Origin of the sequence: Sphaerotilus sp. (assembly GCF_041083715.1) — a bacterium.
Taxonomy (GTDB): Bacteria; Pseudomonadota; Gammaproteobacteria; order Burkholderiales; family Burkholderiaceae_C; genus Sphaerotilus.
Map to the genome: position 1 here is coordinate 1 of NZ_JBFPGY010000338.1, position 18,993 is coordinate 18,993.

Sequence of the window (18,993 nt, forward strand, 5' to 3'; positions counted from 1 at the left end):
GCGGCGAAGCCCAGGTACGGGTTCATCAGCGGATCCGGGAAACGCGCTTCGACGCGGCGGCCCTTCGGATTGGCGACGTACGGGATGCGGATCGAGGCCGAGCGGTTCTTGGCCGAGTAGGCCAGCTTCACCGGGGCTTCGTAGCCCGGGACCAGGCGCTTGTAGCTGTTGGTGCCGGGGTTGGTGATCGCGTTCAGCGCACGGGCATGCTTGATGATGCCGCCGATGTAGTACAGCGCGAAGTCGCTCAGGCCGGCATAGCCGTCACCGGCGAACAGGTTGACGCCATCCTTCCACACCGACTGGTGGACGTGCATGCCCGAACCGTTGTCGCCGACGATCGGCTTCGGCATGAACGTGGCGGTCTTGCCGTAGGCGCCCGCGACGTTGTGGATGATGTACTTCTGCAGCTGCACCCAGTCGGCGCGCTGGATCAGCGTGCTGAAACGGGTGCCGATCTCCATCTGGCCGGCGTTCGCCACTTCGTGGTGGTGCACTTCGACCGGGATGCCCATCGATTCGAGGATCAGGCACATCTCCGAGCGCATGTCCTGGCCCGAGTCGACCGGCGGCACGGGGAAGTAGCCGCCCTTGACGGTCGGGCGGAAGCCCTTGTTGCCGTGCTCGTAGTCCTTGCCGGTGTTCCAGGCCGCTTCTTCCGACTCGATCGAGCAGAAGGAGCCGGACATGTCGGCGCCCCAGCGCACGCTGTCGAACACAAAGAACTCGGGTTCCGGACCGAAGTAGGCGGTGTCGCCCAGGCCGGTGGACTTCATGTACGCCTCGGCGCGCTTGGCCAGCGAGCGCGGGTCGCGCTCATAGGCCTTGCCGTCGGCCGGATCGATGACGTCGCAGGTCAGGATCAGCGTGGTCTCTTCGAAGAACGGGTCGATGTTGGCCGTGTTGGCGTCGGGCATGAGCTGCATGTCCGAGGCTTCGATGCCCTTCCAGCCTGCGATGGACGAACCGTCGAAGGCGTGACCCGACGTGAACTTGTCTTCATCGAAGTGGGAAACGGGCACGGAGACGTGCTGTTCCTTGCCACGGGTGTCGGTGAAACGGAAGTCGACGAACTTGACTTCGTTTTCCTTCACCATCTTCATCACGTCGGCGACGGTCTTGGCCATCAGAGGCTCCTAGCGAGATGGGAATTGCAATTGAATGAGGGGGTGTTTTCAGGTCCTCAGCCGGGCTGAGAACCGCTCGGGAATGTAGCAGAATCCATGCCCACTCCCTTTGACGGTGCAACAGCTTTGCAAGCTGTTGCCGGCTCGGATTCACTGGATGAAATTTGGCACGTCCAGGGCACCGCAGTGCAGCATATTCCGCCGAACGCACCAAAAAGTCGCATCAACGCACCATTTCAGGGCCAAGCGGAATATCGGGCGATGCAAGCCCCTGCAGCAGGGCCGCATAGGCCTGCAGCAGCACCTCGCCAGGGCGCCCCTTGACCCCGAGTTCGATGTGCCGGCCATGCACGGGATGGTCCACGCTGGGCAGGCTGAAGACCTTGATGCCGTCGAACCGGGCCTCGATGTCGATCATCAGCGGCGTGAGGCTGGCCTCCATCGAGCCGTAGACGATGATCGAGCGTTCTTCCTGCACCCCTGCCCCGTGCAGGTGGGCGTAGCGGGTGTCGAGCAGCGCCTCGATCATCGGGTGCGCCATCACCGGGAAGCCCGGCACGAAATGCACCTCACCGACCGAAAAGCCGGGGATCTTGTTGTACGGGTTCGGGATGATCTGCGCACCGACCGGAAAGACGCCCATGTTCGTGCGGTGCACCGTGTCGGGGTGGTTCGGATCGTCGCTCCAGCCCTTCTCCACGGCCATCTGGCGCACGCGCTCCATGATGAGTTCATAGGCGTCGGGATGCAGCGCCAGCGGCACACCCAGCGCCGCCGCAGCGCACTGGCGCGTGTGGTCGTCGGGCGTCGCGCCGATGCCGCCGCAGGAGAACACCACGTCGCCGCTGGCAAACGCCGTGCGCAGCGTCTCGGTGATGCGGCGCGGATCGTCACCGACGTAGGTGCTCCAGGCCAGCGACAGCCCGCGGGCCGACAGCAGTTCGATGACCTTGGCAAGGTGCTTGTCCTGGCGTTTGCCCGAGAGGATCTCGTCGCCGATGATGATGAGGCCGAAGTTCATGGGAGGGCGATGGGTGGGAAGGAATCGGGGCCGGCGGTCGAGCCGCCCGGCAAGGCAGGCGCTGCGGGCGCAGGCATCACGGCCGGCGGCAGCACCTCGGTGGTCTGCTCGCGGCGCAGCGCATCGAGCGCAGCCAGGCTGTAGTGCGTGAACCACAGCGACGCCAGCACGAACACCAGCGTGTAGAGCCAGACGAACACCGGGATCAGCAGCGGCATCATCGGCAGCGCCAGCGCCCCCATCGCCCAGATCAGCGATGGCGCCGCACCCAGGTAGCCCGAGAAGATGCCGATCACCAGCAGTGGCATGCGGTGGCGGCGCATGACGGCCAGGCGCTCTTCGTGGGTGGCATGGTCGGCGAGCGCGTCATAGACCATCACGCGGTAGGTCAGCCAACCCCAGACCAGCGGCGGCACCAGCAGCGCCAGCGGCGGAATCACCCACAGCGGCAGGCTGATGACCATCACCGCCAGCGCCAGCGCCGTCGAGCCGAGCGACCACCACAGGGCCTGCCACCAGCGCCCGCCGTGGCGGCGCTCCAGTGTCTCGAAGCGACGGCGCGCCACCAGCGTGACCACGGTCGAGCCCATGAAGGTGGACACCAGCAGCAGCGACGCCACGATAAGCACGGGCACTGTCAGCACCACCACGACCAATGGCCCGATCACGCTGCGAAAGGCGCCGCCAGTGAACCTGTCGATCCAGGCGGTGACAGGAGCCAGCAACGGCGTGTCCACCATGAACTGCCGCACCCCCTCGACCGCCGGATCCCAGAAGAACCACGCCAGGCCGAACGCGAGGCTGCCGAGCAGCAGCACCGGCAGCAGTGACAGGAAGATCACACGCGGCAGCAGGCAATAGCCCAGTGCGCGCCAGAAGGCATCGAGGACTTTGGACATGGCCGCCAGCATAGCGACTCGGCGTCCGCAGTGCTGACGCTTCGGTGCAGACCGGTTCAGGCCAGGGTCAGGCGCGCCCGACCAGCCTCAGCAGGCCCAGCCGCTGCTGCGCCCAGAACCCGCGCCCATAGTCGCGCCCGCCCTCTTCGGGCAACTGGTCGCGGATGCCAGTGGCGGTGTCGCCAGGCCGGCCTTCGAAGCGCGCGGTACCGAACAGCACATCCCACACCGGCAGCAGCACCGAGAAGTTGTGCCCGCCCAGCGTGCCCTTGCCGTGGGACTCGTGGCCGATGCCCAGGCTGTGGTGGATGCGGTGGAAGTGCGGACTGACCAGCAGCCGCTCGCCGAGCCAGCCGAAGCGCAGGCGCACATTGGCATGCGACAGGTTCTCGATGAGCTGCGACAGCGCCACCACGGCAACGAATTGCCCCGGCGCCACACCGATCGCATGGCCGATCTGCACGAACAGGAGGTCGGTGATCACCGAGTCGAGCAGGTGGTTGCGGTTGTCGGTCCACATCGTCATCTGGCGCTGGCTGTGGTGGACGGCGTGCAACGCCCACCACCAGTCGAACTGGTGCTGTCCGCGGTGCAACAGGTAGTTGGCCAGGTCGAACACCACCAGATAGACCACGAACGCCGCCAGCGCCGTGTCGGTCACGCCCGGCCACAGCGGTGCGATCAGCGTGTCGAGCTGCCAGCCGGCAACGCCTTGCACGGCCAGCCAGCCCCAGACCGCATTCCACAGCGGATCGAAGGCGAAGAACATCACCACCCGGAACAGCCCGAGCCGGTGGATCAGCGTGTAGAGGATGTCGGTGCGCACCGCGGCGCGGTCCGTCACACGCTCCAGCGGCTGCCAGCGCTGCAGCGGCCCGATCACGGCCAGCATCACCGCGATCTGCAGCAGCCCGACCAGCAGCCAGCCGGTGGCGTCGTAGGCGTCCTCCAGGATCGAGCCACCGCCCAGCGCGAACAGCGCCGGCTGCACCGCAGTCTCGTACAGCCACTGCTGGGCCTGCCCGAAGGCGTCGATGAGCGTGTCGATCATGGTCGGGTCGGCGTGGCACGCAGCGCGTCACGGTAGGTGGGATGTTCGGCCAGCGTCGCGAAGCAGTGGCCGCGCTGTTTCAGGCCGGTGATCAGCGGTTCCAGCACAGCGGGTGCCCATGGATCCTGGCGCGACCAGATGCCCAGGTGCGCCAGCAGGATGTCGCCGGGACGGATGTCGCGCAGCGCCTTCTGCAGCAGCGATGCGTTGGGGAATTGCTCGCTCGACAGCTCATCGCCAAGAAAACCCGCCGGGCTCCACGGCACATGGTGCCAGCCGCATTGCCCGGCCGCCGCCAGCAGCGCAGGCGAGGTCTTGCCCCCAGGCGCGCGGAACAGCGGCGCCATGCGCTGGCCGGTCATCTCGGTGAACCGGGTGGCAGCGCGCTGCAGCTCGGCGCAGTAGGCCGCAGCGTCCATGCGGACCACGTGGTCGGCCTGCGGGCCGAAGGTCGGGCGCATGTCGAAACCGCCGCCCGCCCGGTCGGCGCGCCAGTAGACGTGGTCGAAGGTGTGCGAGCCGAACAGGTGGCCTTCCGCGGCGCGCGCCTTCCACCACGGCGCCCACTGCGCGTCGAGGCTGCGCCCGTCGTTCAGCGTCTTCTCGTTGGCGAGGAAGAAGGTGGCCTTGACTTGCTGGCGCGCGAGTACCTCGGCCACCAGCGGCGCCACGCCCATGTGGCCGGTGTCGAAGGTCAGGAACAGCGGCTTGTCGCAGGCCGCCGCCTGCGCGCTGCCGGCGGCCAGCGCCAGCGCGGCCGCCACCAGTCCGGGCACGATCGATCGCTGCATCAGATCCTCACAGCCGCCCGGCGTGCTCCAGCGTCCAGACACCGTGTGGCGACTTGCCGACACTGACCTGCCGGACCACCTTCTTCTGCTCGGTGTCGATCACCGTCAGCTTGCCGGCCCAGCGCGAGGCGACATAGATGAACTTGCGGTCAGGCGAGAGGTCCATGCAGTCCGGGCCGCTCGGCGCCGGGTAGTTGTCCACCACCGTGAGCGTCTGGGTGTCGATGCGGCTGATGGTGTTGGCTACACGGTTGCTGACCAGCACATGGCGCTTGTCTCCCCAGGCGCGGAAGGCGTGGGCGCCGGCACCGGTCGGGATGCGCTTGATCAGCTTCGGCGGGTTGACGCTCACGTCATACGCCTCCACGAAGGCATCGCCGGTCAGGCCGACGAACAGCGTCCGGTCATCGGCGCTCAGGAACACGTCGGCGGGCATCTTGCCGGACGGCACCGTCCAGCGCGTGGTCTGGGTCGCCAGGTCGATCGACGTGATCTGGTCGTCGTCCTGGATGCTGCCGTAGACCACGGTGGATTTCGTGTCGATGATGACGTGGCTGGGCGTCTTGCCCGTGGGCAGGCGCTTGGCCAGGGCCAGCTCGAAGCCGCCGGTGGCCGGGCGCGTGACGCGGTAGAGGTCGATGTGGTTGAGCCGGTTCGCCGCGGTGACGAACCACTTCATGTCGGGCGAGAAGCGCAGCTGGTAGGGGTCGACGATGTCGGTCATCGTGCGCTGGATCTGGCCGGTGCGCGGATTGACCAGCGTGATGGTGTTGCCGACCGCGTTGGCCACCAGCAGCGACTTCTCGTCGGGCGAGAGGTAGAGGTGGTGCGGCTCCTTGCCGGTGGGCAGGCGGCGCAGCTCGGTCAGGCTGACCGGATCGATCACGCTGATGGTCGCGTCCAGCGAGTTCAGCACGAAGATCGGCGGGCGGACCGCGGCGGGTGCGGACACAGCGGACGAAGCCAGGGCAGGCGCGGAGGCCACCCCCTGTGCGCGAACATCACAGGCCAGCGCCAGCAGCGCAGCAGCGGAGGAGGAGAGACAACGGCGGCGCGAGATCATGCAGCAGGGAGATCCAGGAAACGGTGCGGCAGTGTACTGGCGGCACCTGAAGCACAGGGCCGTCCCGGCCCCCCTGCTTGATCGCGATCACATCGGGGGGATTTCGCTCGCGATTCAGGCCACACCGTTCGCCTTGAACCAGGCCAGACAGCGGGCCCAGCCGTCCTGCGCCGCGGCCTGGCGGTAACTCGGGCGGTAGTCGGCGTGGAACGCATGCGGCGCGTCCGGATAGACGACGAACTCCGAGCGCTTCGCCGCTGCGCTGCCGGTGGCCAGCGCGGCCTTCATCTGTTCGACCGTGTCGAGTGGAATGCCACTGTCCTGCCCGCCATGGAGCCCGAGCACGGGCCCCTTGATCTCGCTGGCCAGATCGATCGGGTGACGCGGCGTCAGCGCGGACGGGGCACCGACCAGCCGGCCATACCACGCCACGCCCGCCTTGATCGCAGGGTTGTGCGCCGCGTACAGCCACGCGATGCGCCCGCCCCAGCAGAAGCCGGTGATGCCGAGCCGCGCAGTGTCTCCCCCCTGGGTCGCCGCCCAGGCCACGGTGGCATCCAGATCGCCCATCACCTGCGCATCGGGCACCTTGGCGATGACCTCGCTCATCAGCCTGGCCATCTCGCCGTAGCTGCCGGCATCGCCCTGGCGCACGAACAGCTCGGGCGCGATCGCCAGATAGCCCTGCCGCGCGAAGCGCCTGGCCACGTCGGCGATGTGCTCGTGCACACCGAAGATCTCGCTGACCACCAGCACCACCGGCAGGTTCTTCCCCCCTGCCGGCGCCGCACGGTAGGCGGGCATCCGGAAGCCGTTCACATCGATCGTCACCTCGCCGACCACCAGCCCATCGGCCGGGGTGGTGATGACGTTCTGCGCCACGACCGGCAGCACCGCAGCAGCGAACCCGCTGCCGATGGCCGTCTGCACGAAGCTGCGGCGAGTGAAGTCCCGGGTGGGAGTGAGGCTGTCGAACTCGGCGCGGTGGACGGGATCGGTCATGGAAGTCTCGGTTGTCAGGGGGAGGCACATTCTAGGAACGGACGCCCTGGCGGTGCGCCGCCAGGGCATGCCCTCTGCCAAGGCATGGACAATAGGACCATGCCTGCCCAGACCGCCCCCCTCGTCTCCACCTCCTCCACGGCCACGGCCGGCCCCTCGTGGCGCGGCGTGCTCGCGTCGATCGACATCGGCTCGAACAGCTTTCGCCTGGAAATCGGCCAGGTCACCCGTGGTCGCTACCGCCGCATCGACTACCTCAAGGACACCGTGCGCCTGGGCGCCGGCCTGGACGCCGAGGGCCTGCTGAGCGAGGAGGCCGCGCTGCGCGGACTGGCCTGTCTGGCACGCTTTCGCACCCGGCTGGCCGGCATTCCTGCGAGGCAGCTGCGCGCCGTCGCCACGCAGACGCTGCGCGAAGCCACCAACCGCAACGCCTTCCTGGCACGGGCGGGCGAGGCGCTGGGGCATCCGGTGGAGGTCATCTCCGGCCGCGAGGAGGCCCGGCTGATCTACAAGGGCGTGGCGCGGCTGCAACCTTCGGACCGACAGCGGCTGGTCGTGGACATCGGTGGGCGCTCGACCGAGATGATCATCGGCATCGGTGCCACGCCGCTGCAGGCCGAGTCCTTCCGTATCGGCAGCGTCAGCCTGTCGATGCAGTATTTCCCCGACGGCCAGTTCACCGCCGAGCGCTTCCAGGCCGCGCAGATCGCCGCCGGGGCCGAGCTGGAGGAGGCGCTGGCGCAGTTCTCCCACCAGAACTGGGTCGAGGCCCTGGGCTCGTCCGGTACAGCCGGCGCAGTCTCCCAGTTGCTGGCCGCCAGCGGCATCACCGACGGTGCGATCACGCCCGAGGGCTTGCGCTGGTGCATCCAGGAATGCATCCGCGCCGGCCACCAGGATGCGCTCAAGCTGCCTGGCCTCAAGCCGGAACGCCGCGCCGTGCTCGGCGGCGGGCTGGCCATCCTGAACACGCTGGCGGCGCAGTTCGGCATCGAGGCGCTGCAGCCGGCACGCGGCGCGCTGCGCCAGGGCGTGATCTTCGACCTCGAAGAGCGCCTCGCCGCCGACCGTGATCCGGCCCACCACGACCTGCGCGACGACACCGTGGTCGATCTGCAGCAGCGTTTCTGCATCGACGTGGCCCAGGCACGCCGGGTGCAGGATGTCGCCGGCCAGTTGCACCGGCAGATGCAGCCCCGCGCCACACTCGACCACCAGCGCGAACTCGGCTGGGCTGCCGCGCTGCACGAGATCGGCATGATGGTCTCGCACCACGACCACCACCGCCACAGCGCCTACCTGATCGGCCATGTGGACGCGCCTGGTTTCTCGCAGAACCAGCAGCGCCGGCTGGCCGATCTGGTGCTCGGCCACCGCGGCGGGCTGCGCAAGATCGACGCGGCCCTGGCCGACGCCGTGCTGGCGCTGCAGGTGCTGGCGCTGCGGCTGGCGGTGCTGCTCTGCCACGCCCGCAGTGCGCCGGAGCTGCCGCTGCCCAGCCTGTCCGGCGATGGCCGCCAGATCCGCCTGAGCTTCTCGGCCGGCTGGGCCCGCGCGCATCCCCGCACGCTGCACCTGCTGCAGGGCGAGGTCGAGGCGTGGGCCAAGGTCAGCGCCGTGCGACTGCAGACCGTGCAAACTGGCTGAGACTTCCGGCGCGGCCACACGCCCGCTGTCACGAATCGGTCACGCAGCAGGCCTAGGATCGGGCCATGCCCGAAGCCTCCCCGCCCCCGTCCGATCCGGTCATCCTGCTCAGCCGCGAACGCGCGATCCTGGAATTCAACCGGCGCGTGCTGGCGCAGGCCCGGCGTGCGGATGTGCCGCTGCTGGAGAGGCTGCGCTACATCTGCATCGTCTCGTCCAACATGGACGAGTTCTTCGAAGTGCGCTTCTCGGACGCGCTCGACGCTGCCCGCCTGCCCGACAGCGGCACGAGCCACAGCGACCTGGCCGTCGTCGCCGCTGACGCCCATGCGCTGATCGACGAGCAGTACCGCATCTTCAACGACGAGGTCATGCCCGCGCTGGCCGCCGAGCGGATCGTCATCGTCAACCACGCCGACCGCAACGACGCCCAGCGGCAATGGGTGTCACAGTTCTTCCACCGGGAAGTGCAGCCGCTGCTGGTGCCGGTCGGGCTGGACCCGGCGCATCCCTTCCCGCAGGTGGCCAACAAGTCGCTGAACTTCATCGCGCAGCTGGGCAGCATCGACGCCTTCGGGCGCGAGAACACCATCGCCATCGTGAAAGTGCCGCGGGTACTGCCGCGGGTGATCCGCCTGCCGGATCGGCTGTCCGATGGCCAGCAGGTCTTCGTGCTGCTGACCAGCGTGATCCGGGCGCACCTGGGCGAGCTGTTTCCGGAGCGCGAGGTCCTGGCGTTCTCGCAGTTCCGTGTGACGCGCGACTCGGACATGGACGTCGACGAGGACGATGTCACCAACCTGCGCCAGGCCCTGCGCAGCGAACTGACGACGCGCCACTATGGCCGCGCCGTGCGCATCGAGGTCGTCAACACCTGCCCGGCACGCCTGTCGGACTTCCTGCTCACCCAGTTCGATCTGCCCGCCGCTGCGCTCTACCGCGTCAACGGCCCGGTCAACCTGGTGCGCATGAACACCCTGATCGACCGCGCCGAAGCGCCCCGTCTGCGCTTCACGCCGCACGAACCGGCCTGGCCCGAAGACCAGCTGCCGCGTGGCCGCCGTGTCATGGACTGCATGGCCGAACGCGACATCCTGACCCACCAGCCCTTCGAATCCTTCGACCCCGTGGTGCAGTTCCTGCGCGAGGCGGTCGAGGATCCGCAGGTGCTGGCCGTCAAGCAGACCATCTACCGCACCGGCAGCGAGTCGGTGCTGATGGAGCTGCTGATCGAGGCGGCGCGGCGCGGCAAGGAGGTCCTGGCCGTGGTGGAACTGAAGGCGCGCTTCGACGAAGAGGCCAACATCAACTGGGCGGACCGGCTCGAAGCGGTGGGGGTGCAGGTGGTCTACGGCATCGTCGGGCTGAAGACCCACGCCAAGCTGCTGCTGGTCACCCGCAAGGAAGGCCGCCGACTGGTGCGCTACGGCCACCTGTCCACGGGCAACTACAACTCGAAGACCGCGCGGCTCTACACCGACATCGGCTTCCTCACGACCGACCCCGAGATCACCGCCGATGCCGACGCCGTCTTCCTGCATCTGGCCAGCCTGAACACGCTGCGCCCGACGAAGCGGCTCCTGGTGGCGCCCTTCACGCTGCAATCGACGATGGTCGCGCTGACCGAACGCGTGACTGCGGCGGCGCGTGCAGGCCAGCCGGCGCGCATCGTCTGCAAGTTCAACGCACTCACCGATCCGGTGCTGATTCGCGCGCTGATCGCCGCCGGCCAGGCCGGGGCAGAGATCGACCTGATCGTGCGCGGCGCCTGCGCGCTGCCACCGGGCCTGCCGGGCCAGACCGACCGCATCCGGGTGCGTTCGGTGGTCGGGCGTTTCCTGGAGCACACGCGGGTGCTGTATTTCCGCTGGGGTCCGCAGGAGACGGACGAAGCCCTGTATTTCAGCAGCGCCGACTGGATGACGCGCAACATGCTGCGCCGCATCGAGATTGCCTGGCCGATCCGCGACGCCCGCCTGCGCCAGCGCGTGATCGACGAATGCCTGGTGCCCTACCTGCGCGACGAGCGCGATGCCTGGACGCTGGACAGCACCGGCCGCTACCAGCGCGTCGGCGAGACCGGCGTGAGCGCACAGCAGGCCCTGGTGCAGCGCTACCAGCGCTGACAACCTGCGCACGGCGGGTGGTCTGGCGTGACTAGAATCAGGTCCGCCAAGGAGCCCTGATGGACACCCAGACCACCGCCGACAAGGAAATCGACACCCGCGGGCTCAACTGCCCGCTGCCCATCCTGAAAGCCAAGAAGGCGCTGGCGGACCTCGCCAGCGGGCAGGTGCTCCGGGTGCTGGCGACCGACCCGGGTTCGCTGCGCGACTTCCAGGCCTTCGCGCGCCAGACCGGCCATGCCCTGCTCGGGCAGGAGACGCTGCCCGGCAACGAGTTCGTGCACCTGCTGCGCAGGCGCTGAACTCAGAGTTCCAGGCTCTTCAGGTACTGGCGGAACGATTCGCCCAGTTCCGGGTGCTTCAGGGCCAGCTCGACGTTGGCCTCCAGGAAGCCTTCCTTGCTGCCGCAGTCGTAGCGGCGGCCTTCGTAGCGGTAGGCGAAGACCTTCTCGCGGCGCAGCAGCGCGGCGATGCCGTCGGTGAGCTGGATCTCGCCGCCCACGCCGCGCGGCTGCGTGGCGATCTCGTGGAACACGCCGGGCGTCAGGATGTAGCGGCCCGCGACCCCCCAGCGCGACGGCGCGCTTTCCGGCGACGGCTTCTCGACGATCTTGCTGACGTCCATCACGCGGTCATTGACCAGCGTGCCGGCGACGATGCCGTAGCGCTTGGTGTGCTCGACCGGCACTTCCTGCACCGCCAGGATCGACGCGCGCCATTCCTTGTACTGCTCGACCATCTGCGCCAGCACCGGCGGCTCGCCCATCATCAGGTCATCGGCCAGCAGCACGGCGAACGGCTCGTTGCCGATCAGCCGCTGGCCGCACAGCACTGCGTGGCCCAGGCCCAGCGCCTGCGCCTGACGGACGTAGATGCACTCCATGTCCTTCGGCTTGACGCTGCGCACGACATTCAGCAGATCGGTCTTGTTGGCGTTTTCCAGCGCCACTTCCAGCTCGAAGGTCATGTCGAAGTGGTCCTCGATCGGGCGCTTGTGGCGACCGGTCACGAAGATCATCTCGCGCACACCCGCTGCATAGGCTTCCTCGACGGCGTACTGGATCAGCGGCTTGTCGACCACCGGCATCATCTCCTTCGGTTGCGCCTTGGTGGCGGGCAGGAAACGCGTGCCCAGACCGGCAACGGGAAAGATGGCTTTCTTGATTTGCATGTGCGGATGTACCCTGTGGAATGCAGTTGGAATGGAGCTGAAGCAAAGCGCCAAGTAGTCTCTAAAGGACGCCAAAACTGCGTCAACTGCTTCAATTCTGGCATGGGAAAGTGACATTCCGGCGCGTGATCAGGGGGGGCTAAGCCACGGTGCCACTGATTAACATCAGCCCTTGTTCATCTCTCACGAAATCATGGATCTGCTCGTTGCCGAACCCCTGGAAGCCGAGGTGCTGCAATGGCTGCAGACGCGCCATGAACTGCACTACGCACCGCGGCTGACCGAGGACCGCAAGCGCTTCGGCGAAGCGCTTGCGCAGGCTCGCGCAGTGATCCTGCCAGCGCAGATTGCAGTCAACGCCAGGGTGCTGGCGCGCGCGCCCTGGCTGCGGGCCATCGGCCGGATCGTCGGCGGTCAGGAACACATCGATCTGGACGCCTGCGGCCGTGCCGGCGTTGACGTGCTGCGCAGCCCGGACGCCAGCGCACCGGCCGAAGCCGAGTTCATGCTGGGCGCCCTGCTGGCCCTGCTGCGGCCCAGTCCGCAGACGCCGCAGCGCGTGGTCGGCCGGGAACTGGCCCACTGCACCGTCGGTCTGGTCGGCATGGACGCCGGTGCCCGCCGGCTCGCCACCGTGCTGCAGGCCCTGGGCACGCAGGTGCGTGGCTACGATCCGGCCCTGCACGCCAGCGACGCGCTGTGGGACCGCTGGGGTGTGCAGCCCGTCGGACTGCGCGAGCTGTTCGAACAGTCGGACGCGGTGTGCGTGCAGTTGCCGCTCTACAGCCGCTATGTCGGCCTGCTCGGGGACCGCATCCTGCCGTGGTGCAAGCCGGGACAGGTGCTGGTCAGCATGGCGCCCATCGATCTGTTCGACGAGGCGGTGCTGGCCGACATGCTCAACAGCGGACGGCTGGCCGCCGCCTGGCTGGACAGCGTGGCACCCGGACTGCTCGCCCCCGGGCAGCCGCTGCACGGCGCAGCGGGCCTGCGAACCACCCCTCGACTGGCGGCCTACACCCGCGAGGCGCGCCTGCGCAGCGCCTGGGGCGTGGCGCGGCAACTGCACGACGTGCTGCGCCGTGCACCCACCACGGTGCGGCCGGGTGTGCGGCAGGACGCCACCACCCCGTCACCGCGGCACGACCGGATCAACCCAGGCGCGTCAGCTGCGTCTGCAGCTTCGCCAGCGTCTCGCTGAACACGGCGATCCGCGCCCGCTCCTGCTCGACGACTGCCGCCGGGGCACGCGCCACGAAGCTCTCGTTGGCCAGCTTGGCGGTCGCCTTGGCGATCTCGCCGGTCAGGCGGGTGACCTCCTTGCCGAGACGCTCGCGCTCGGCGGCCACGTCGATCTCGACCTTCAGGGCCAGCCGGGCCGCACCCTGCACCGCCACGGGGGCCATCTCGGTCGCCTCGGCGAACGCCGCCTCATCCGCGATCACCTGCACCTCGCCCAGCTTGGCCAGCGCCCGGATGACCGGTGCGGCCGACGCGATGAAGTCCGCGTCACCGCACGTCAGCAGCGGCACCCGCTCGGCCGGCGACAGGCCCATCTCGCTGCGCAGCGCGCGCACGACGCCCACCAGATCCTTCAGCCGCGCCACCCAGGCATCGGCCACCGGATCGACCTTCTCCAGTTGCGCCACCGGGTAGGCGGCCGTCGCCACCGTGTCGGCCGCATCCGCTGCCTTGCGCCCGGCGACCACCGCCACCGTGTTCCACAGCTCGGCGGTGATGAACGGCGCCACCGGATGCAGCAGGCGCAGCGTCGTCTCCAGCACGCGGATCAGCGTGCGGCGCGTGCCACGGGCGGCGGCCTCGTCACCGGCGTCCTTGGCGACCTGGAGCTGGACCTTGGCGATTTCGAGGTACCAGTCGCAGTACTCGTCCCAGACGAACTGGTAGACCGCGTTGGCGACGTTGTCGAGGCGGTAGTCCTTGAACCCTTGCGCGACGGCGTGCTCGACGCGCTGCAGTTCGCCCGTGATCCAGCGGTCGGCCGGGCTGAAGCGCAGGTAGCCGTGCGCCTTGCCACCCTCCGCGCAGTCCGCCTTGGTGTGCTCCAGCAGGCCACAGTCCTGGCCCTCGGTGTTCATCAGCACGAAGCGCGTGGCGTTCCACAGCTTGTTGCAGAAGTTGCGGTAGCCCTCGCAGCGCTTGGAGTCGAAGTTGACGCTGCGGCCCAGCGTCGCCATCGCCGCGAAGGTGAAGCGCAGCGCGTCGGCGCCGTAGGCCGGGATGCCGTCCGGGAATTCCTTCTCGGTGGCCTTGCGGACCTTGGGGGCGGTTTCCGGCTTGCGCAGGCCTTGCGTGCGCTTGTCGAGCAGCGGGGCGAGTTCGATGCCGTCGATCAGGTCCACCGGGTCGAGCACGTTGCCCTCGGACTTCGACATCTTCTTGCCCTGCGCGTCGAGCACAAGGCCGTGGATGTAGACGTGCTTGAACGGCACCTTGCCGGTGAAGTGCCTGGTCATCATGATCATCCGGGCCACCCAGAAGAAGATGATGTCGTAGCCGGTCACCAGCACCGAGGACGGCAGGAAGAGGTCCTGCTCGATCGTCTGCTCGGGCCAGCCGAGCGTCGAGAACGGCACCAGCGCCGACGAGTACCAGGTATCGAGCACGTCCTCGTCGCGGGTCAGCGCGCCCGAGTAGCCCGCGGCCGTCGCCTTGGCGCGCGCCTCGTCCTCGCTGCGGGCGACGAAGAGTTCGCCGCCGTCGCCGTACCACGCCGGGATCTGGTGGCCCCACCAGAGCTGGCGCGAGATGCACCAGTCCTGGATGTTCTTCATCCACTGGTTGTAGGTGTTGACCCAGTTCTCCGGCACGAACTTCACGTCGCCGGATTCGACCGCCTCGATCGCCTCGTCGGCGATGGACTTGCCGTTGGCGCCGGCCTTGGTCATCGCGACGAACCACTGGTCGGTCAGCATCGGCTCGATCACCTGCCCCGTGCGGGCGCAGCGCGGCACCATCAGCTTGTGCTTCTTGACCTCGACCAGCAGGCCCTCGGCCTCGAAGCGGGCCACGAGCTGCTTGCGGGCGACGAAGCGGTCCACGCCGACGTACTCGGCGGGAATGTCGGTGGCTTCATGGGCGCTGACCTTGGCCTCCAGGTCGAAGATCGTCAGCATCGGCAGCTGGTGGCGCAGGCCGACCTGGTAGTCGTTCTGGTCGTGCGCGGGCGTGACCTTGACCACGCCGGTGCCGAAGGACTTGTCCACATAGTCGTCGGCGATCACCGGCACGAGGCGGCCGGTGATGGGCAGACGGACCTGCTTGCCGATCAGGTGCGCGTAGCGCTCGTCTTCCGGGTGGACCATCACGGCGGTGTCGCCGAGCATGGTCTCGGGCCGCGTCGTGGCGACCACCAGCGACTCGTCCGAGCCGTCCACCGGGTAGCGGATGTGCCAGAGCGAGCCGTCTTCCTCCTCGCTCTCGACCTCCAGGTCCGACACCGCCGACTTCAGGATCGGATCCCAGCTCACCAGCCGCTTGCCGCGGTAGATCAGGCCCTCGTCGAAGAGCTTCACGAAGGTCTCGGTCACGACCTTGGACAGCTTGTCGTCCATCGTGAAGTACTCGTGGCCCCACGACACCGAGTCGCCCATGCGGCGCATCTGCTGCGTGATGGTGGCGCCGGACTGCTCCTTCCACTCCCAGACCTTGGCGACGAAGTTCTTGCGGCCGAGGTCGTGGCGGCTGACGCCCTGGCCCTGCAGCTGGCGCTCCACGACGATCTGCGTGGCGATGCCGGCGTGGTCGGTGCCGGGCACCCACAGCGTGTTGTCGCCGGACATGCGGTGGTAGCGCGTCAGCGAGTCCATGATGGTCTGGTTGAACGCGTGGCCCATGTGCAGCGTGCCGGTCACGTTCGGCGGCGGCAGCTGGACGCAGAAACTGGGCTTGGCCGGGTCCAGCGTCGGCGCGTAGACACCGCTGGCCTCCCACTGCGGCGCCCACCGGGCTTCGATCGGGGCGGGCTCAAAGGACTTGGAGAGGGCGTTCAGGGCGTCGGTCATGGCTGTTGTGGGGTCTCGCGGACAAGGGCGCCATTCTATGAACTGTGGCCGCCCTGCCCCGAGGCAAAATCCGGGCGGTCTCCGCATGAACCAACCCGTCGCGCCAGCCACTGGCCGATCGACCACCCCCGAAAAGGAACACTCCATGACCACCCAGACGATCCAGACCGTCGGCATCATCGGCGCCGGCACCATGGGCAACGGCATCGCGCAGGTCTGCGCACAGTCCGGCATCGACGTCGTGATGGTGGACATCAGCGACGCCGCGGTCAGCAAGGGCCTGGCCACCATCGCCGGCAGCTTCGACCGCCTGATCAAGAAGGACAAGCTCACCGCCGAGCAGAAGGCCGCGGCACTCGCACGCATCACCACCTCGACCGACTACGCCGCACTGAACGCCGCGCAGTTCGTCATCGAGGCGGCCACCGAGAACGAGGCGCTGAAGATCAAGATCCTCGGCCAGCTCGACGCGCAGCTCGCCCCCGAGGTCCTCGTCGCCACCAACACCAGCTCGATCTCGATCACCCAGCTCGCCGCGACGACGAAACGCGCCGACCGCTTCATCGGCATGCACTTCTTCAACCCGGTGCCGATGATGGCGCTGGTCGAGATCATCCGTGGCCTGCAGACCTCGGACGCGACGCACGACGCCGTCAAGGACCTGGCCGTGCGCCTGGGCAAGAGCCCGATCACGGTCAAGAACGCGCCCGGCTTCGTCGTCAACCGCATCCTGGTGCCGATGGTCAACGAGGCCTTCTTCGTGCTGTCGGAAGGTCTGGCGACGCCGGAGGACATCGACGCCGGCATGAAGCTCGGCTGCAACCAGCCGATCGGCCCGCTGGCGCTCGCCGACATGATCGGCCTGGACGTCTGCCTGGCGGTGATGGAGGTCTACCTGAACCAGTTCGGCGATTCGAAGTACCGGCCCTGCCCGCTGCTGAAGGAGTACGTGGCGGCCGGCTACCTGGGCCGCAAGAGCGGACGTGGTGTCTACCTCTACTGATCCACGCCGGTGACGTCGACAGCCTCTGTCGCCCTGCTGAACCCCGGCGCTGGCGGGGGGCGAGCGGCCGAGTTGCGCCGGCCCATCGCGGCCTGGCTGTCGCGCCACGCGCCGGGCGTGTCGTTGCTGATGCCGGACTCCGTCCACCAGGCCCGGGCGATGCTGACCATCCTCGCGCCCCGGACCCGGGTCGTGTTGATCGGCGGGGATGGCACCGTGAGCGCCATGCTGCCCGCCCTGTTGCAGGGCGGCCTGAAAGTCGGCCTCGTGCCTGCGGGCAGGCACAACCTGCTGGCACGCACACTGGGTCTGGACGAACTGCGCTGGTCGCAGGCGCTGGTGTTCGCGCTGCGCGCGCCGACCGCACCGGTGGATGTCGGACTGCTGGACACCGGCGAGACGGTCACCCACTTCATCTCGCAGGTGCGGGTCGACCGGGCCGGCGGGTTCGGCCGCTGGGGGGCCGCCGGGTGGTCGGTGTGGACCGACGGGCAGCGGCTGCCCACGGGCACGGCGCGGCGGATCCTGCTCTGCAACGCGCTGCCGCAATGGAGCACGCCCGAGGGCCTGCCGGCGCAGCTCAACGACGGACAGTTCGATGCCGTGGTCGTCGGCGGCGCCGGCCGCTGGCTGCGTTGGCTGCGGCCCCTGCGACCGTTCGGCCTGCCCTCTGCCACCGCGCCGGTGCCCCACCGCCAGTGCCGCCTGCTCCGGATCGAGAGCGACCGACCGCTGTCGCTGCGCGTCGATGGGGAGGTGCTGGACGCGGGCCGGCGCGTGCAGATCGAACTGCTGCCGCGGGCGCTGGATCTGGCCGGCTCGCATGTGGCAATCCTGGACCCGCACCGGTTCGTGGACACGACCTGGTGACCACCGGACCGCGGAGACCGCCCGCACTGATCCGAATTGCAGCGCCGGCCGCAGGCACCGACAATCCGCAGATGACCCGTGCCGACGCCCCCTCCGCTCTCGACCCGCTGCCTTCGCCGGACCGCTTGCGCGGGCTGCTCGCCACGCTGGAGGCCGGGTTGCTGGAGCGCACCACCGAAGTGCGCCTGGCGCTGCTCGGGGCCCTCGCAGGCGAACACGTGCTGCTGATCGGTCCACCCGGTACCGCCAAGAGCGAGCTGGCGCGCCGTCTCCACCGCATCTTCGACAGCGCCCCGTACTTCGAGCGCCTGCTGACACGCTTTTCCACACCCGAAGAGCTGTTCGGCCCGCTCTCGCTCAAGGCGCTGGAGGACGACCGCTACGAGCGGCTGACCGCCGGTTTCCTGCCCACCGCCGGCATCGCCTTTCTGGACGAGGTGTTCAAGGCGAACTCGGCCATCCTGAATGCGCTGCTGACGCTGCTCAACGAGCGCGAGTTCGACAACGGCGTCGGCCGCACCCGCACGCCGCTGATCAGCGTGATCGCCGCCAGCAACGAAGTCCCCGCCGACGAGGCCCTGCAGGCCTTCCACGACCGGTTTCTGGTCCGCCTGCCGATCGCTCCCGTCAGCGACGCCAGCTTCGAAGCCCTGCTGCGGCTCACGGCGATCGAAGACGACGCCGAGCGTCCCGCTGCACTGACCGCCGCGGAGCGTGCGCACATCGCGCACGCCAGCGACCGTGTGCGGCTGAGTGTCGAGGCGGTCGAGGCACTGCGGGCGCTGCGCCGCTGGCTGGGTGATCAGCAGATCACGCTGTCCGACCGCCGCTGGCGTCTGTGGGTCGGCCTGATGCGCACCGCCGCGGCCACCGAAGGCCGCACGCAGGTCGACGCGCTCGACCTGTGGCTGTCGCCCTACATCGCCAGTCCGGCCCCGGAGCTGGTGCCGAAGCTGACCCAGTGGTTCGACGCGGAAATCGCCCGCGCCGTGCCGCAGGACGCCCCATGGCTGACCCGCGCCGTCGACGCCTTCGAGCACCAGTGGGAGATCGAGCGCAGCGCCGAGGCCGAGGCCGAGGACGGCGGCGGCACCGCCGGCAAGCTGGCGCTGGCCCGCGCCATCGGCGGCAGCCAGGACGATGGCGGCATGGCGCGGCTGATGACCGCATCGCTCGAAGCGCACACGCACCGCC

Annotated in this window: 16 protein-coding genes; 7 read left to right on the forward strand and 9 right to left on the reverse strand. The window is 68.5% G+C overall.

Annotation, left to right across the window (positions count from 1 at the left end; genetic code table 11):
• From glnA to AB3X43_RS15870, 7 genes are all read right to left on the reverse strand, one after another.
• Positions 1 to 1,127 (reverse strand): type I glutamate--ammonia ligase (gene glnA, locus AB3X43_RS15840; protein ID WP_369430829.1); only part of this gene is annotated, 1,127 nt, incomplete at its 3' end.
• A 223-nt stretch (positions 1,128 to 1,350) separates the two neighbouring features.
• On the reverse strand, positions 1,351 to 2,148 hold the full coding sequence (locus tag AB3X43_RS15845) for a competence/damage-inducible protein A (protein WP_369430830.1): 798 nt from the start codon (positions 2,146 to 2,148) through the stop codon (positions 1,351 to 1,353).
• Positions 2,145 to 3,047 carry an EI24 domain-containing protein gene (locus AB3X43_RS15850; RefSeq protein WP_369430831.1) on the reverse strand — a complete coding sequence of 301 codons (903 nt, stop codon included), beginning with the start codon at positions 3,045 to 3,047 and terminating at the stop codon, positions 2,145 to 2,147. Before AB3X43_RS15850 ends, AB3X43_RS15845 begins: the two co-directional genes overlap by 4 nt.
• A gap of 67 nt (positions 3,048 to 3,114) precedes the next feature.
• Positions 3,115 to 4,095: a sterol desaturase family protein gene (locus tag AB3X43_RS15855; RefSeq protein WP_473965140.1), complete on the reverse strand. Its 981-nt coding sequence runs from the start codon at positions 4,093 to 4,095 to the stop codon at positions 3,115 to 3,117.
• Positions 4,095 to 4,889: a polysaccharide deacetylase family protein gene (locus tag AB3X43_RS15860; protein ID WP_369430833.1), complete on the reverse strand. Its 795-nt coding sequence runs from the start codon at positions 4,887 to 4,889 to the stop codon at positions 4,095 to 4,097. Before AB3X43_RS15860 ends, AB3X43_RS15855 begins: the two co-directional genes overlap by 1 nt.
• Before the next feature lie 7 nt (positions 4,890 to 4,896).
• The gene (locus AB3X43_RS15865) at positions 4,897 to 5,952 is read right to left on the reverse strand and encodes a YncE family protein (protein ID WP_369430834.1); all 1,056 of its coding nucleotides are present in this window, start codon (positions 5,950 to 5,952) and stop codon (positions 4,897 to 4,899) included.
• A gap of 114 nt (positions 5,953 to 6,066) precedes the next feature.
• Positions 6,067 to 6,954 (reverse strand): dienelactone hydrolase family protein, encoded by an 888-nt coding sequence (locus tag AB3X43_RS15870; RefSeq protein ID WP_369430835.1) that lies wholly within the window; start codon positions 6,952 to 6,954, stop codon positions 6,067 to 6,069.
• Positions 6,955 to 7,053: 99 nt separating this feature from the next.
• On the opposite strand from AB3X43_RS15870, the gene AB3X43_RS15875 reads away from it, so the two are divergent.
• The 3 genes from AB3X43_RS15875 to AB3X43_RS15885 all read left to right on the forward strand — a co-directional run bounded on the left by AB3X43_RS15875 (position 7,054) and on the right by AB3X43_RS15885 (position 11,032).
• Positions 7,054 to 8,604, forward strand: coding sequence for a Ppx/GppA phosphatase family protein (locus AB3X43_RS15875; protein WP_369430836.1), 1,551 nt, complete (start codon positions 7,054 to 7,056; stop codon positions 8,602 to 8,604).
• Positions 8,605 to 8,669: 65 nt separating this feature from the next.
• Positions 8,670 to 10,730 carry a polyphosphate kinase 1 gene (ppk1, locus tag AB3X43_RS15880; protein WP_369430837.1) on the forward strand — a complete coding sequence of 687 codons (2,061 nt, stop codon included), beginning with the start codon at positions 8,670 to 8,672 and terminating at the stop codon, positions 10,728 to 10,730.
• Positions 10,731 to 10,789: 59 nt separating this feature from the next.
• Positions 10,790 to 11,032: a sulfurtransferase TusA family protein gene (locus tag AB3X43_RS15885; protein WP_322589168.1), complete on the forward strand. Its 243-nt coding sequence runs from the start codon at positions 10,790 to 10,792 to the stop codon at positions 11,030 to 11,032.
• A gap of 2 nt (positions 11,033 to 11,034) precedes the next feature.
• Here AB3X43_RS15885 and galU read toward each other — a convergent pair whose 3' ends face one another.
• Positions 11,035 to 11,901, reverse strand: coding sequence for a UTP--glucose-1-phosphate uridylyltransferase GalU (galU, locus tag AB3X43_RS15890; protein ID WP_369430838.1), 867 nt, complete (start codon positions 11,899 to 11,901; stop codon positions 11,035 to 11,037).
• A 193-nt stretch (positions 11,902 to 12,094) separates the two neighbouring features.
• Here galU and AB3X43_RS15895 point away from each other — a divergent pair, with 193 nt between their 5' ends.
• The gene (locus AB3X43_RS15895; protein WP_369430839.1) at positions 12,095 to 13,102 is read left to right on the forward strand and encodes an NAD(P)-dependent oxidoreductase; all 1,008 of its coding nucleotides are present in this window, start codon (positions 12,095 to 12,097) and stop codon (positions 13,100 to 13,102) included.
• Here AB3X43_RS15895 and AB3X43_RS15900 read toward each other — a convergent pair.
• Complete coding sequence (locus AB3X43_RS15900) at positions 13,053 to 15,926, reverse strand: valine--tRNA ligase (RefSeq protein ID WP_369430840.1); 2,874 nt, start codon at positions 15,924 to 15,926, stop codon at positions 13,053 to 13,055. The two genes, AB3X43_RS15895 and AB3X43_RS15900, sit on opposite strands and share 50 nt — an antisense overlap.
• 145 nt (positions 15,927 to 16,071) lie before the next feature.
• On the opposite strand from AB3X43_RS15900, the gene AB3X43_RS15905 reads away from it, so the two are divergent.
• From AB3X43_RS15905 to AB3X43_RS15915, 3 genes are all read left to right on the forward strand, one after another.
• Positions 16,072 to 16,929, forward strand: coding sequence for a 3-hydroxybutyryl-CoA dehydrogenase (locus AB3X43_RS15905; RefSeq protein ID WP_369430841.1), 858 nt, complete (start codon positions 16,072 to 16,074; stop codon positions 16,927 to 16,929).
• 9 nt (positions 16,930 to 16,938) lie between these two features.
• Positions 16,939 to 17,799, forward strand: coding sequence for a diacylglycerol/lipid kinase family protein (locus AB3X43_RS15910; RefSeq protein WP_369430842.1), 861 nt, complete (start codon positions 16,939 to 16,941; stop codon positions 17,797 to 17,799).
• Between the two features lie 71 nt (positions 17,800 to 17,870).
• A partial coding sequence (locus AB3X43_RS15915) for an AAA family ATPase (protein ID WP_369430843.1) occupies positions 17,871 to 18,993 on the forward strand: 1,123 nt, incomplete at its 3' end.